Annotated in this window: 8 protein-coding genes; all 8 read left to right on the top strand. The window is 44.3% G+C overall.

All coding sequences use genetic code 11. The features are described from left to right. Positions 1-53 precede the first annotated feature (53 nt). Positions 54-983: a hydroxymethylbilane synthase gene (gene hemC, locus FM038_RS02480; RefSeq protein WP_142871800.1), complete on the top strand. Its 930-nt coding sequence runs from the start codon at positions 54-56 to the stop codon at positions 981-983. A 21-nt stretch (positions 984-1,004) separates the two neighbouring features. Continuing rightward, positions 1,005-1,748, top strand: a complete 744-nt coding sequence (locus tag FM038_RS02475) for a uroporphyrinogen-III synthase (protein WP_142871799.1) — start codon at positions 1,005-1,007, stop codon at positions 1,746-1,748. 47 nt (positions 1,749-1,795) lie between these two features. Continuing rightward, on the top strand, positions 1,796-2,980 hold the full coding sequence (locus tag FM038_RS02470) for a uroporphyrinogen-III C-methyltransferase (RefSeq protein ID WP_142871798.1): 1,185 nt from the start codon (positions 1,796-1,798) through the stop codon (positions 2,978-2,980). After that, on the top strand, positions 2,977-4,146 hold the full coding sequence (locus FM038_RS02465) for a heme biosynthesis HemY N-terminal domain-containing protein (protein ID WP_142871797.1): 1,170 nt from the start codon (positions 2,977-2,979) through the stop codon (positions 4,144-4,146). The genes FM038_RS02470 and FM038_RS02465 overlap by 4 nt, the downstream gene beginning before the upstream one ends. 283 nt (positions 4,147-4,429) lie before the next feature. Continuing rightward, positions 4,430-12,604, top strand: a complete 8,175-nt coding sequence (locus FM038_RS02460) for a retention module-containing protein (protein ID WP_142871796.1) — start codon at positions 4,430-4,432, stop codon at positions 12,602-12,604. Between the two features lie 113 nt (positions 12,605-12,717). After that, the gene (locus FM038_RS02455; RefSeq protein ID WP_195873194.1) at positions 12,718-14,205 is read left to right on the top strand and encodes a pilus assembly protein TadG-related protein; all 1,488 of its coding nucleotides are present in this window, start codon (positions 12,718-12,720) and stop codon (positions 14,203-14,205) included. A 10-nt stretch (positions 14,206-14,215) separates the two neighbouring features. Further along, positions 14,216-14,692 (top strand): TadE family protein, encoded by a 477-nt coding sequence (locus tag FM038_RS02450; RefSeq protein ID WP_142871793.1) that lies wholly within the window; start codon positions 14,216-14,218, stop codon positions 14,690-14,692. A gap of 2 nt (positions 14,693-14,694) precedes the next feature. Continuing rightward, on the top strand, positions 14,695-15,162 hold the full coding sequence (locus FM038_RS02445; RefSeq protein ID WP_142871792.1) for a TadE family protein: 468 nt from the start codon (positions 14,695-14,697) through the stop codon (positions 15,160-15,162). Positions 15,163-15,439: the final 277 nt, after the last annotated feature.

Below are 15,439 nucleotides of genomic sequence, written 5' to 3'. Positions count from 1 at the left end.
CCCCGCGCAATGTTAGCATTGCTGCAACTAAGGCCTCTGATGGAATATCGAGCATGTCTCAAAATGTCATTCGCATTGCAACACGTAAAAGCCCACTTGCACTTTGGCAAGCAGAATTTGTAAAAGCTGAACTTGAAAAGTTTCACGCAGACTTAACTGTTGAACTTCTCCCAATGAGTACTAAAGGTGACATCATTCTAGATACGCCATTGGCAAAAGTAGGTGGAAAAGGCCTGTTTGTTAAAGAACTAGAAGTCGCGATGCTTGAAGACAGAGCCGATATTGCCGTTCATTCAATGAAAGATGTGCCGGTAGATTTTCCAGAAGGCTTAGGTCTTGAAATCATTTGTGAGCGTGAAGATCCACGTGATGCATTTGTTTCAAATAGCTATAAATCGATCAGTGATCTGCCTCAAGGCGCCATCGTTGGTACATCAAGCCTAAGACGCCAATGTCAGATCCGTGGACTTCGTCCCGACCTTGAAATTCGTGATCTTCGCGGCAACGTAGGCACTAGACTAGGTAAACTAGATGCAGGCAATTACGATGCTATCATTCTTGCTGCGGCAGGTCTTAAGCGCTTAAAGCTTGAAGAGCGCATCACTAGCTTCATCTCTACTGAAGATTCGCTTCCAGCCAACGGCCAAGGTGCTGTCGGTATTGAGTGCCGCATCGATGATGCACGAGTAAAAGCCTTATTGGCTCCGCTTGAGCATACTGAAACCCGTTACCGAGTGATTGCAGAGCGCGCGATGAATACCCATCTTGAAGGCGGATGCCAAGTCCCTATTGGTGCCTATGCTGAAATCGACGGTGACACATTAACCTTACGCGGTTTAGTGGGTAATCCAGATGGTAGTAAAATTCTTGTAGGCACCACTGTTGGACCTAAAACAGATGCCAAAGAACTGGGCATTGCATTAGCAAAAGATCTGCTAAATAAGGGTGCCAAGGAAATTCTTGATGCTGTTTACATTAAGTAAATTGCTCAATAGCCCTATCCAATGAAAATACTGCTAACACGCCCCGAGGGGCGTAATCAGTTAATGATCGAGGCGCTCAATTTAAAGAGTGTCTCGCATATTGTCACGCCTTTACTCCATGTAACTCCGGCTCCAGCTACACATCAAAATCAATATATTGATCAAATTAACCACGCTGACATCATCATTTTTATCAGTACAAATGCCGTAAAATTTGCAGCAAATGCAATTGATGCTTCTCATCCACACATAGCTTGGCCTGCAAAAGCTGAATATTACGCAGTGGGAGAAGCAACATTTAACGCGCTTACGCATTTAGGCATTACGGCGCAAGAAGCCCCGCAAAACTGTCAGCAAACAGAAGGACTACTCACGCTCCCTCAGCTACAAAATCTTTCAGGCAAGAAAATTGTGATTGTTAGAGGCGTTGGAGGACGAGAAGTTTTAGCGACGACTCTGGCAAGCAGAGGTGGACAGGTCAGCTATTGGGAAGTCTATCGCAGGGGCTGCCCTGAACTTCCAAAAGACAGTACCGCTATAGCATGGCAACAGGCCGAAATAGACACCATCATAGTCACCAGCGGCGAGATTTTAGACAATTTGATTAAACTTGTACCAAAAGAGTTATTTGCATGGCTGCGCGCATGTCATATCATAGTCCCTAGCTCACGAGTACAGGAACAAGCCTTTGCTTATGGATTGCAGCATGTCACTAACGCAAAAGCTGCCAATTGCAAAGCCATACTTTCAGCCTTAGGCTTATAACGTTCTAACTCGTCATTTTTTGCTGTATCGCTTTCAAGGACTTGTTAATGGATAAGAAAGATTTAGATGAGAACGCTGTAGAAGCGAAAATAGACGCACAAGCTGAAACGATTCCACAAGAAGCCGAGCAAACAAACTCTCGATCGCCCAAAACGCTGGACGCCTCAAATAAAGAAGCACCTAAAACAAAAACCAAACCTGAAATAAAAGCTGGGTCTTCTGGTGTATCTTGGGGATTCTTGTTTAATTTTGTTTTCCTCCTACTGCTCACCTTTACCACATGTGGTGGCGGCTACTACCTATATCAAGAACTAACGGCACAAAAAGAAAAGGCGTCGGCCTTATCTGTCGAGCTAAAACAGGCCTTAAATGAACCAAACAGGCAGATTTCAAGGCTCGCTAAACAACAACAAGAATTAGCTAGCAGTACTCATTCAGGAATCGATCAAATTGCAGCTAATCAAGTTCAATTAAATGAGCGTGTTGCTAAGCTTGCTTTGCGTAATCCTAATCACTGGATGGCTGAAGAAGCGAAATATTTAGTCAGAATGGCAGGTAACAAGCTTTGGCTTGAAAAAGATCCAAGTACGGCTGCAAGTTTACTGAAAGCTGCAGACACACGTATTGAATCAATGAAAGACCCATCATTAACACCGCTAAGAAAGGCATTAGCAAAGGATATCTCCGCTGTCTCAGCCATAAAAAGTACAGATATCACCGGCACTGTATTGACCTTAGATAGCATGATTGAGCATCTACATCAGTTACCTTTAAACCGAGTAGAACTTACCAATGCAGTCAATCGCAAAGAAGCTCCAGAAATGACAGAATCTATCGATGATTGGCAAGCTAACCTAGGTAAATTTTGGCAGTCTATAATGGATGATTTTGTTGTAGTTCGTAAACGAACCACAGATATCACGCCAATTCTCACTCCGGATCAACAGTGGTATCTAGTTGAAAATATTCGCAATAAGTTACTTCAATCTCAGCTGGCTTTATATCGACAAGATCAAGTGAACTATCGTCAGTCACTCACCCTAGCGAGAAAGTGGATCTATCAATATTTTGATCTTAATGATCCACAAACACAAGCAGCTTTATCTGCTCTAGAAGCATTGAAAACACTCGAAATACAGACTCCGACAATGGAACATTTTCACTCTACGGCCTTACTTCAACAGCTGGTAGTACACGGTAACCTGCTAGCTTCAGAGGATAGTTCTCTATGATTAGAATCATGATCTATCTCGGGATTATCTTATTAGGCTTATGCATCAGCCCTTTCTTTGAGGGCATGAACGGTTATCTTTATTTCACCATTTGGGATTACGAAGTAGAAACAGGTGTAGTCTTTGCCATTATCTCACTGATCATATTTTACGGGCTTCTTCAGCTTGCAGAGTGGCTATTTGTTTTTCTAATCAACTTAATAATGAGCAGTCGCCTACTTCCTGAGAAATGGCGCAAGAAAGCCGCTCGAAAACACACCCTGCTAGGCGCGCTAGCATTAGCTGAAGAAGATTGGTCTTCAGCGGAGCAATCCATGGTTAGGGGGGCAGAGAAAGGTGAGTTGCCAACACTTAATCTGCTAGCAGCCGCAAGAGCAGCACAACATCAAAATAATATAGAAAGCAGAGATCAATACCTATTAAAAGCGGAGCTAGAACCTTTAGCAGCTAAAGCCGTCAGCACAAGTCGTACTCGTTACTTGTTACAACAAGGAGAGTTAGACAAGGCCAGAATGGAGCTTGATAAGCTATCACCAACCAGTAAGAGCAAGTTGCCAATATTAAGGTTGGCCATTGAGTTGTATCAAGCACAAGCAGATTGGTATGCACTGAAGCTGCTATTGCCAATAGCTAGAAAACGACAAGTACTCAGCGTAGAGGAACTTGATCAACTCACCATAAAGACCAATAACTCCTTGCTACTTCAGGCTCAGACTAACAATGAACAAGAGCTCGAAAAAGTTTGGCATTGGTTAAGCCGAGCAGAACGCAAAGAGTCTAAATATCTAGCAAGTTACTGCATTGGTCTAAATAAGTTTAAGCGCGAAGCTGAAGCTAAAAAACTCTTAATGAAAAAGCTCAAGAGTGATCTGTCTACAGATATTTCCTCTGCGCTTGCCGACGTATTGACCCCCTCAGATATTGAAGAAAGAAAGCAGATATTTTCACTGGAGAAAAAGTACGGTGAACAGCTCAATTTTCAAAAGCTTTTAGCTAAGCTTCATCTGCAAAATAAAGATTATCGTCAAGCTATGTCCTACTGGACAAAGGTCTGTCATCAGCAACCAAATAAAGACAATTGGCTGGCTCTAGGTGAAACACATGAACACCTAGGCGAACAAAATAATGCTCTTCAGAGTTACCGTCAAGCCGCTATCGCCGGTTAGTTTTTATACGATTATTAACTAAGAAAGCCACCTAATAGGTGGTTTTTTTATTTAGTAGCAGCTATTTTCCATTCTAGCTAGCTACAAACAGCTGAATAATTGTTACTTTTCTACAAAAAGTATATCAAACCCTATATCCATGCCACTTACAGCCCAATGTCATTAATTTGACTCAGCGTCAATTAAAGCCAAACTAAATTCAAGATGTTTAATAGCAGAAATCTTTTTTGGGTCAATAAATTTACTGCTTACCTAATGAGTGAATAAGCTCAGGGATAATATTATGGGTGTTTCAGTAGCAAAACAAGATGCGGTCGTCACCAATCTGGTGGGTCAATTAAAGGCCAAAGATGATCAAGGTAATATCAGAGATATAACCATTGGCGATCTTATTAAAGACGGCGAACAACTAATCTTCTCACCAAGCTCTCAATTCATACTACAGATGGCTGACGGCACAGTCATCACTGAGACAAATCTTGCAGAGCCGATACCCGATAGCTCCCTTGGAGCAACTCCTGAAATATCAGCCACCCCAGAGTTAGCTACAGCGCCGGTATCTGATATTGCTGAAATCGCGGCCTTACAGGCTCAGATTTTAGCGGGTGAAGATCCAACAGCAGGCCTTCCAGCAACCGCAGCCGGTACCGTAGCCGGTGGTGCAGGTAATGAGGGAGGATCAGGCTTTATTACTCTCGGTCGTTCAGGGGATGAAACTCTTGCTGGTGCAGGTCATGATACCGAGGGGTTCGCGGCAGCACCCACTGCTAGCGAAGATCCCCTAATTCTGACAGAAGAAGAAGCAGCCTTGCCCACTATAGGCGCGAGCAGTGTGACTTTACTCGAAGCTAATTTATTGCAAGGTTCAAGCCCGCTAGCCACAGCAATTACTCAGTCGAATAGTCTACAAGTTGACGCACAAGCAGGTGTTGCTAGCCTAACAATTAATGGTATTGATATATTTACCGGAGGCTTATTTATTGGCCCAATAGCAATAACAACTGCTAGCGGCATTCTCACTCTAACAAACTTTGATCCTGTAAGCGGTACTCTTAGCTATAACTTCACTCTCAACTCAGCTGTAGATAATTCAGTTTCAGACATAGTTTCTCAAACATTTACAGCGCTTGTAACAGATCTTCTAGGTAATACAAACGCTTCCACAATCACAGTAAACATAGTCGACGATAATCCAAACGGTGTAGCTGACACAAATAGCGTTGCAGAGGATGGTGAAGTATCGATTGCAGGTAATGTGATTGCTAATGATACCCAAGGAGCCGACTCAGCATTAGTTTCTCAAATATCGAATTCCGCCGGAACCACTATAGCAGTGCTGCAAACAGCTGATATTTCCGGTGATTTTGGACTTCTGCAAATATCTTCAGATGGTAGTTATACCTATCAGTTAGATAACTCATTAGATAATGTGCAAGCACTCGCTGAAGGGGAGCAAGTTACTGAAACATTTACCTATCAGCTTACGGATGCCGATGGCGATACCGTTTTAGTCACTCTCTCTATTACGATTACAGGTACAAACGATGAACCTGTGGTAGTGGTAGTTGACCCCGATGGTCCAGACGGTCCTATTTTACCTGGTGACGAAGGCTTGGTAATTGAAGCAGGGAATGAAGATGACGGCACTGTCGTTCCAGGCATTACCATTGCGACTGGCAGCTTAGCAGCCACAGATGTCGATAATGGTTCAATTTTAACCTGGAGCGGAGATTCGACAGGTAATTTTGGTAGCTTAACTATCGATCCAGTAAGTGGCGAATGGAGCTACAGCTTAGATAACTCTTTGGCTGATAGCTTAGCCGAAGGAACTTCAGTTGAAGAAATTTTCATTGTAACTGTTACCGATGAACTTGGCGCATCAACCACACAACAGATCACTATCACAGTACAAGGAACCAACGATTCTCCGGTTATTACATCCTCAGAGACTGATGCTACTGGTAGCGTTAGCGAACTGGAATCAAACGAGCCTCTCACAACAATTCAAAGTACTACAGGCACGTTAACGGCTACTGATGTCGATAACGGAGCCATCCTAGCTTGGAGCGGTAGTGCAGATTCATTTTATGGTAGCTTCGCAATAGATCCTGATACTGGTCAATGGGTTTACACATTAGATAATCAGGCTGCAGACAGCTTAACTGAAGGGGAAGTTGTACAGGAACAGTTCTTGGTCACAGTGACCGATGAATTCGGTGCAATCGATACCCAAGTTGTAACCATTAATATAGTTGGAACCAATGAGGCTTCAATTATCGTCGATGATTTTAACACCATTGATGAAGATACTGTTGCAACGGGGAATGTATTAGATAATGACAGTGATACTGATGATGTATTAACCGTTGCAACCTTCAATGTTGAGGGCAATACATACGATGCTGGTAGCACAGTAGATTTAGAAGACGGTACTTTAACGCTTAATAGTGATGGTACCTATACCTTCACACCTGATGCTAATTTTAACGGTAATGTGCCTATCGTTACTTACACCACAAATACTGGCGCTAGTGCAACACTAACCATCATTGTTGATCCTGTTAATGATGCCCCCGATGCATTAAATAATAGCTATAACCTTCTTGAAGGGGGCTTGACCAGCGGTAATATCATCACAGATAACACAGGTTCAGGTGTCGATAGCGATATAGACGGCGGCCCACTTAACATCACACATATCAATGGTATCGCGGTAACCTTTACTAACGGGGTAGCTATAATACCTATTGGAGATGGTAGTTTAACCATCAACCAAGATGGTAGTTTTACCTACTCGCATAATGGTGAAGAGCCTGCCGAAACAAGTTTCACTTATACAATAAATGATGGCCTAGGAGGCTCAGATACGGCCACTGTGTTCCTCAATATTAGCAATGTCAACGATGGTCCCTTTGCTGAAGACGACAGTTTCAGTGTCAACGAGGGCGCATTGCTTGGGGGCAATGTTATCAGCCACATTGATAACAATGATGGCCTGCAAGACAGTGACGGCGGTGACGGTGGCACACTCACCGTCACTCAGGTGAATGGCATTAATTTGGTCTTTGATCTTGATGGCTGGAGTCAGGACTTTACTGTCGGTAACGGCACCTTACGTATCAAAGCTGACGGTAGCTTCGAGTATCAACATGATGGCAGCGATCCGGATGAAATCCCGCCTAGCTTTGACTACACCTTAAGCGACGGCGCAGATACCGATACCGCCACAGTTACCATTACCACCAATCCAGTCAACGATGGTCCCTTTGCCGAAGACGACAGTTTCAGTGTCAACGAGGGCGCATTGCTTGGGGGCAATGTTATCAGCCACATTGATAACAATGATGGCCTGCAAGACAGTGACGGCGGTGACGGTGGTACACTCACCGTCACTCAGGTTAATGGCATTAATTTGGTCTTTGACCTCGATGGCTGGAGTCAGGACTTTACTGTCGGTAACGGCACCTTACGTATCAAAGCTGACGGTAGCTTTGAGTATCAACATGATGGCAGTGATCCGGCAGTAACCCCGCCAACCTTTGACTACACCTTAAGTGACGGCGCAGATACCGATACCGCCACAGTTACCATTACCACCAATCCAGTCAACGATGGTCCTTTTGCCGAAGATGACAGCTTCAGTGTCAACGAGGGCGCATTACTTGGGGGCAATGTTATCAGCCACATTGATAACAATGATGGCCTGCAAGACAGTGACGGCGGTGACGGTGGCACACTCACCGTCACTCAGGTTAATGGCATTAATTTGGTCTTTGACCTCGATGGCTGGAGTCAGGACTTTACTGTCGGTAACGGCACCTTACGTATCAAAGCTGACGGTAGCTTTGAGTATCAACATGATGGCAGCGATCCAGCAGTAACCCCGCCAACCTTTGACTACACCTTAAGTGACGGCGCAGATACCGATACAGCCACAGTTACCATTACCACCAATCCAGTCAACGATGGTCCCTTTGCCGAAGATGACAGTTTCAGTGTCAACGAGGGCGCATTGCTTGGGGGCAATGTTATCAGCCACATTGATAACAATGATGGCCTGCAAGACAGTGACGGCGGTGACGGTGGCACACTCACCGTCACTCAGGTTAATGGCATTAATCTGGTCTTTGACCTTGATGGCTGGAGTCAGGACTTTACTGTCGGTAACGGCACCTTACGTATCAAAGCTGACGGTAGCTTTGAGTATCAACATGATGGTAGCGATCCAGCAGTAACCCCGCCAACCTTTGACTACACCTTAAGTGACGGCGCAGATACCGATACCGCCACAGTTACCATTACCACCAATCCAGTCAACGATGGTCCCTTTGCCGAAGACGACAGTTTCAGTGTCAACGAGGGCGCATTGCTTGGGGGCAATGTTATCAGCCACATTGATAACAATGATGGCCTGCAAGACAGTGACGGCGGTGACGGTGCCACACTCACCGTCACTCAGGTGAATGGCATTAATCTGGTCTTTGACCTCGATGGCTGGAGTCAGGACTTTACTGTCGGTAACGGCACCTTACGTATCAAAGCTGACGGTAGCTTTGAGTATCAACATGATGGCAGCGATCCAGCAGTAACCCCGCCAACCTTTGACTACACCTTAAGTGACGGCGCAGATACCGATACCGCCACGGTTACCATTACCACCGACCCTGTCAATGATGATCCCTTTGCCGAAGATGACAGTTTCAGTGTCAACGAGGGCGCATTGCTTGGGGGTAATGTTATCAGCCACATTGATAACAATGATGGCCTGCAAGACAGTGACGGCGGTGACGGTGGCACACTCACCGTCACTCAGGTTAATGGCATTAATCTGGTCTTTGACCTCGATGGCTGGAGTCAGGACTTTACTGTCGGTAACGGCACCTTACGTATCAAAGCTGACGGTAGCTTTGAGTATCAACATGATGGCAGCGATCCAGCAGTAACCCCGCCAACCTTTGACTACACCTTAAGTGACGGGGCAGATACCGATACCGCCACAGTTACCATTACCACCAATCCAGTCAACGATGGTCCCTTTGCCGAAGATGACAGTTTCAGTGTCAACGAGGGCGCATTGCTTGGGGGTAATGTTATCAGCCACATTGATAACAATGATGGCCTGCAAGACAGTGACGGCGGTGACGGTGGCACACTCACCGTCACTCAGGTTAATGGCATTAATCTGGTCTTTGACCTCGATGGCTGGAGTCAGGACTTTACTGTCGGTAACGGCACCTTACGTATCAAAGCCGACGGTAGCTTTGAGTATCAACATGATGGCAGTGATCCGGCAGTAACCCCGCCAACCTTTGACTACACCTTAAGTGACGGCGTAGATACCGATACCGCCACGGTTACCATTACCACCGACCCTGTCAATGATGATCCTGAGATTATCAGTATTGAGTCTGGCGCAGTTTCTGAGGAGGGATTACAAAATGGTATAATGGACGGCCCGCTTCCGCCTGACGACACCACGGACTCTGTGACTTTCATAGGAAGTCTCAACTTTACAGATGTAGATAGCACAAGCTTTTCAATTTCAATTGATGATTTGAACATCAGTGCCTACTCTTCGGGAGGTGTTCCTATCACTTGGGATTGGGCCGGGAACACGCTCACAGGTACTGCAGGACTAACAACAGTAATGACAATACAGTTTGGCTCTGTCAGTGGTACAGCTCCAGATTTCACGGTAAATTATACCGTTACCCTACTTGCCCCAGTAGATCACCCAGTAAACAATGATGAAGACGTTCTTTCTATTGATTTTACAGTCATTGTAGATGATCAAAATGGAGGTAATGCCGATATAATTCTCAATGTAAAAATTGAAGATGATGCACCTCTCGATGAAGTCGATGAATCAGCAACACCTAGCATGCCTCATACTATCGATGAATTTATCACTGGTGATCTATTCGACCCAGGAGCCGATGGCTTTGGTAGCGTAGATTTTCAGGTCATTACTCAAGGTTTGCAATCTAATGGTATAGACCTAACTTATACTATGAACGGTGACACACTGACCGCAATGGCTGGTAACACAGCTGTATTTACTCTACAGGCTATACCTGATGGAACAGGCCATTATGACTATAAATTCACATTACTTGATGAAATAGACGTTGAAGTCGTAATTGATTACGATTTAGGAAGCGCTCCAGCGGGCAATAATGCCGCCTACTATGTTGACACTGATGGCGCCATTTACGCTCAAGATGATCAAGCTGCTATGGTTATCGCAACCATCACAGGTACCTTCAACGGCTCAACCTCTTCAATCAACTCTAATGCACACGGTATTGGAGTTGGACCTCAGACTTCGATTTTCACAGGAGAAGCAATCAAATTTGTATATGGCGTTGATGGAACATCACTTGCGGCCATTAGCCTAGGGACTAACAACAACGGTAATCACACTGGAACCACAGATATTCAGTATATTGTGACTTACTCAGATAACTCTACCCAAGTTTTCAATGCTACCATCAATGGAACTCTAACCATTGAACAGTTAGCCACAAGTGGGTTATCTATTATGTCTATTGAGATATTCCATGTCAGTGGGAATGATTTCCAAATCACAGGCCTATCCTCAGTAGATACCCTTTTCAATGCGCCAATTGATTTAGAGTTTGCTTACGGTGCTACCGATAACGATGGGGATGCAGTCATTTTTACTCCTGAAAATGATGGACATTTCACCATCACTCTAGAGCCTGCAAACCTAATTCCTGATGCCAGAAATAACATTTATCATGTTGATGAAGATGACTCTGTCAGCGGTAATATAATCACTGATGATACGGGTAACGGTATTGATAGCGATGCTGATGTTAGTGATATTCTACTAATCACCCACATAAATGGTGTCGCAGTAGTGTTTGATAATAATGGTGATGCCGAAGTTGATATAACCGGTGGCACTTTATTTATTAATGAGGATGGTAGCTTTACTTTTGATCACGATGGCACAGAAGATGCGCCAACCAGCTTTACCTACACCCTAGACGATGGCAATGGAGGAACAGATACTGCAACTGTGTACTTTGAGGTCTATTCCGAAGAGACATTTGGACCAGAAGATGACACCACAGTCGAAACAGGCAATGCCCATGACGTGCTCATAGGTGATACTACAGGCTTCGGCCCTGGTCAAAACTACAATATCGCCTTTATTATTGATACGTCAGGTAGTATGGGGAGCGCAGTAGATACCGCCAGAACCCAGATAACAAATGTGTTAAACCAGTTGATATCTACCATTGGTCAAGGTAATCCCGGAGTCGTAAATATCTTAGTAATAGACTTCAATACCGGTGCTGAAATTCTTCTAAATATTAATTTATCAAATTTAGATGCAAGTATCATTCAGGCAGCTCTAAAAGATATGAATAGTGATGGTTGGACAAATTATGAAGCCGCATTTAACCTTGCGACCACTTGGTTTACTTCTGGATTGGCTTCAACAAACATAGGGATGAATTACACTTTCTTCGTTACTGATGGTGAGCCCACAAAACCTGGTGATGATGATAATAACTATGAAGCAGCTTACCTTGCTGCCGTTGCAGCGTTTGCATTGCTCACCTTTGAAAACCTGACTTACGTCCAAGCAATAGGCCTTGGAAATGCATTTAACCCTAATGACCCAGATTATATACTTGATCAATTCGATTCCAATGGCACTCCATTAACTAATGTCGATGTTGATAACTTAGCAGATGCCATCTTACAAACAGCCTTGTTGCCCGGTGATGATGATCTTAATGCTGGCAACGGTAACGATATCATCTTTGGTGACTTGATCGAGTTTGACGGTATAGATGAAGAAGGGTTTGATGCACTTGTCGAATATGTAGACCTTCAATCGGGTAGTGACTTGAATTCAGATGGAGATATATCAATTTATGAAGTTCATGCTTATGTATCTGCAAATGCTAGTGACTTTGATGTATCTGGAGCAAACGACGGTGATGATATCCTTACTGGAGGTGACGGTGACAATATCTTATTTGGTCAAGGTGGAAATGATCAGCTTCTTGGTGGCAATGGTAGCGATATCATGTATGGCGGTGATGGTATCGATGAATTAACTGGTGGTAGAGGTGACGACATCATGCATGGTGGAGCAGGAGATGACACCTTTATCTGGAATACTGATTCCATCAATGGCGAAAACGACACTATTCTCGACTTCGACGTTTCCGAGGACGTACTCGACCTTTCCGATCTTCTTTCTGGTGAAACAAATAATGCACTAGACTTGGTTGATTATTTATCTTTCGATGTTTCAGGTGGTGATACGACCATCACTATAGATCTTGATGGTGATGGCTCTGGCACCGACACCATAACCATTCTGCTGGAAGGGACCAGTTTAACAGGATTAGGTAATCAAGCCATTATCCAAGACTTACTCGATAATAATGCGCTAATAGTAAGTATTCCTTAATGACTGCAGGCTAATTAAATAATTAGCCTGCTTACTTTCACATTTGATGAACAAGATCTTCGCGACTAGACTTAATTGAGGGATTGCTAACAAGAACTAATTAGGGTGCTTTTATGGTAGGGATAAGCTCTTTAAGCCGAAAGATGAAAGGCATTATCGCGCCATTAGCTGTGGTGTCTTTGCTCGCCTTAATCGCAATGGCTGGCTTAGCCTTAGACTCAGGAAAAGTTTATTCCGATTACCGCCGGGCCCAAACTGCCGCAGATGCAGCCGCCTTAGCAGGTGCCTTCGAAAAATTTTATGGTCGCGACCACCCCACTATTATCACGGCAGCTAACGCAGAAGCCATAGTCAATGGCTTCACCCATGGCGATGATGGCATTGACGTAGAGATTAACCACCCGCCATTATCAGGCTTCTACTTCGATGATCCCTTTTCAGTTGAAGTTATCATCACCCAACCAACCCTGACCTTTTTCTCACAAATACTCAACATAGACTCTATCCCTTACAAAGTCAGGGCAGTAGCTAATGGTAATACAGCTAGCGGAATCAACTGCGTATATGTACTCGACAATGAGCAAAAAAAAGCCTTTGAAGTCACTAGTGACTCGGTACTCGACGCACGTTGTGGCATCTGGGTTAACTCTGATGATAGCGGTGCAGCCAGTGTGGTTGAGAGTGGCGCTTGTGTGAAAGCGGGTATGATCACTGTTGTTGGAGGCTATACCACCGGACAAACTTGCGATTTAGGCGGCGATGCCTATCAGTGTGACAACGATGGTGATTGCCCTCTTAGCGGTATGGGATTACCACCAGAAGAATCTCCCTTACCCGCCCCCGATCCTTTGGCTAGTTTAATCCCGCCTACAGTAGATAGGACCTCTGGCGCATGTCCACCTGATGAGAGTTGTAACGCAAGTGGATGTAGCGGCAAAGAGAAAGACCCTGGCGGCCCCTATGAGCCATACACCATAGATACCACTGGCACAGTAACATTAAGTCCAGGTACTTACTGTGGTGGAATTCTCGTAAAAAAAGGCACTGTTAACTTTACTTCTGGTACTCCTGGTACTCCTGCCTTATACGTGCTTCGCGGTGGTGGATTAAGAGTTGAAGGTGCAGATTCTGAAGCTAACGGTACCGGCGTTTCTTTTTATAACACCTGTTATTGGGCCTGTGATGATTCAAATTCAGATCATGATCCCGAAAAAGGCAAAGAGTGGTTCTGGACTCTGGATATCAATTCAAGCGCTGAAGTTAACTTTTCCGCCCCTCTTTGTAATGGCGGTACCAGTGGCAGTGAATGTGTTAACGATCTAGATGGCATCCTCTTCTTCTCCGACAGAGACGCCCCCTCCTCGGATAATCCTGGCTCTTACCCACTAAACAGAATAGATAGTAGTGTAACAGCAACACTTGCCGGTGCTATATATGTCGGAAACCAGCACTTAAAATTTCACAGTAACTCAACGGGTAACCCGTCTGATACTATCTTAGTTTCAAAATTCTTAGAGATTTCGAGTGGATCGACGGTGGAGATTAGCAATTTCACAGGCTCAGGTGGCTCTCCCCTCAAACGGGTTACGTTAGTAGAATAAGGAGTGATATATGGATATAAACAAGTACCTTAACTTGAGAGTCACTAAGCAAAAAGGGGTTGCCGCTATTGAAGCCGTCATTGTTTTACCTATCCTCTTTTTTTTCATGCTGGTAGTGATCGATTTTGGGCGTGTGATGTATGTATCGATTACTACTACCAATGCTGCCCGAGCAGCCGCTGGATACGGAGCGCAAAGTACCAACCTAGTCATTGATTCATCAGGAATCAAAGCCTCAGCATTATCGGAAGCTAGTGACCTCATCAGTGATGCTTTTAACTCGGATCCTGTCACAGTAAGTTCAAGGCGTATCTGCAAGTGCCCAGGAAGCAGTAACGAAGTATTTTGCACGAGTAACTTATGCTCAGGTCAACTTGAGATATTTGTAGAAGTCACTGCCACTCGCGACTTCCGCACAGCAACTTCCTATCCTCTTATACCTAATCAACTTGTAATTAGCAGGACAGCGACCATAAGGGCACAATAATCATGAAAATATTTAAGTACTCTAGTCCGCTGTTTAATACAAAGCCCAGCAAATACCAAAAAGGTGTAGCAGCTGTGGAAGCAGCTATTGTTGCACCAATATTCTTTCTCCTTCTATTCGCTATTCTCGATGGTGCTAGGATGATATTCGCCTATGGCGCTGTTGCACATGCAGCTAGGGAGGGCGTGCGCTATGCTGTAGTCAGAGGTGCTGAAGCTGGTGATGATTTGCGCAGAGTTGGAGATTCACCAACTACCGATGAGAAAATAGAGGCTCACGTATTACTTAGAGCGCAACCACTGGAACAAATTCGAGTGATTACCACATGGGAAGAGGACGCGAATCAACTAAAAGATCAAAGCGCAGGTAGAGTTGTACAGGTACAAATTCAACACGATTTTGAACCAGTTTCCCCTTTTTTACCAGCGATTACATTAACTAGCACATCTCGAACTGTCATCTATTTTTAACTCTTAACTTTCAAATAAAATCCACTCAAATATTATCAATATTTTGAATACAAGGAAGTGACAATGCATATCCCCCCCAATGTAACAGTCCACCCGCCAATAATTAGTTATGCCAATAAAACAACGCAATTATTAACTAATTCCAGAAGTTAGAATAGACAATAAAACTATCGACTTACTAACAAACAGGTATTAACACGTCAACAAATTGACGTTGGTTTTTACATGGGTTAACCTTTGCGATCAGATTGTATGAATTTGCTGCTGACGTTGGGTA

The organism is Shewanella eurypsychrophilus (genome assembly GCF_007004545.3).
Classification (GTDB): domain Bacteria; phylum Pseudomonadota; class Gammaproteobacteria; order Enterobacterales; family Shewanellaceae; genus Shewanella; species Shewanella eurypsychrophilus.
Note: the sequence above shows the minus strand (reverse complement) of the source record. Positions and strands in the feature narration are given on the sequence as shown.

Bases quoted from the DNA above. Each gene is read 5' to 3' on its own strand.
- FM038_RS02465 (WP_142871797.1), top strand. From the start codon at position 2,977: ATGATTAGAATCATGATCTATCTCGGGATTATCTTATTAGGCTTATGC.
- FM038_RS02445 (WP_142871792.1), top strand. From the start codon at position 14,695: ATGAAAATATTTAAGTACTCTAGTCCGCTGTTTAATACAAAGCCCAGC.
- hemC (WP_142871800.1), top strand. From the start codon at position 54: ATGTCTCAAAATGTCATTCGCATTGCAACACGTAAAAGCCCACTTGCA.
- FM038_RS02455 (WP_195873194.1), top strand. From the start codon at position 12,718: ATGGTAGGGATAAGCTCTTTAAGCCGAAAGATGAAAGGCATTATCGCG.
- FM038_RS02450 (WP_142871793.1), top strand. From the start codon at position 14,216: ATGGATATAAACAAGTACCTTAACTTGAGAGTCACTAAGCAAAAAGGG.
- FM038_RS02470 (WP_142871798.1), top strand. From the start codon at position 1,796: ATGGATAAGAAAGATTTAGATGAGAACGCTGTAGAAGCGAAAATAGAC.
- FM038_RS02460 (WP_142871796.1), top strand. From the start codon at position 4,430: ATGGGTGTTTCAGTAGCAAAACAAGATGCGGTCGTCACCAATCTGGTG.
- FM038_RS02475 (WP_142871799.1), top strand. From the start codon at position 1,005: ATGAAAATACTGCTAACACGCCCCGAGGGGCGTAATCAGTTAATGATC.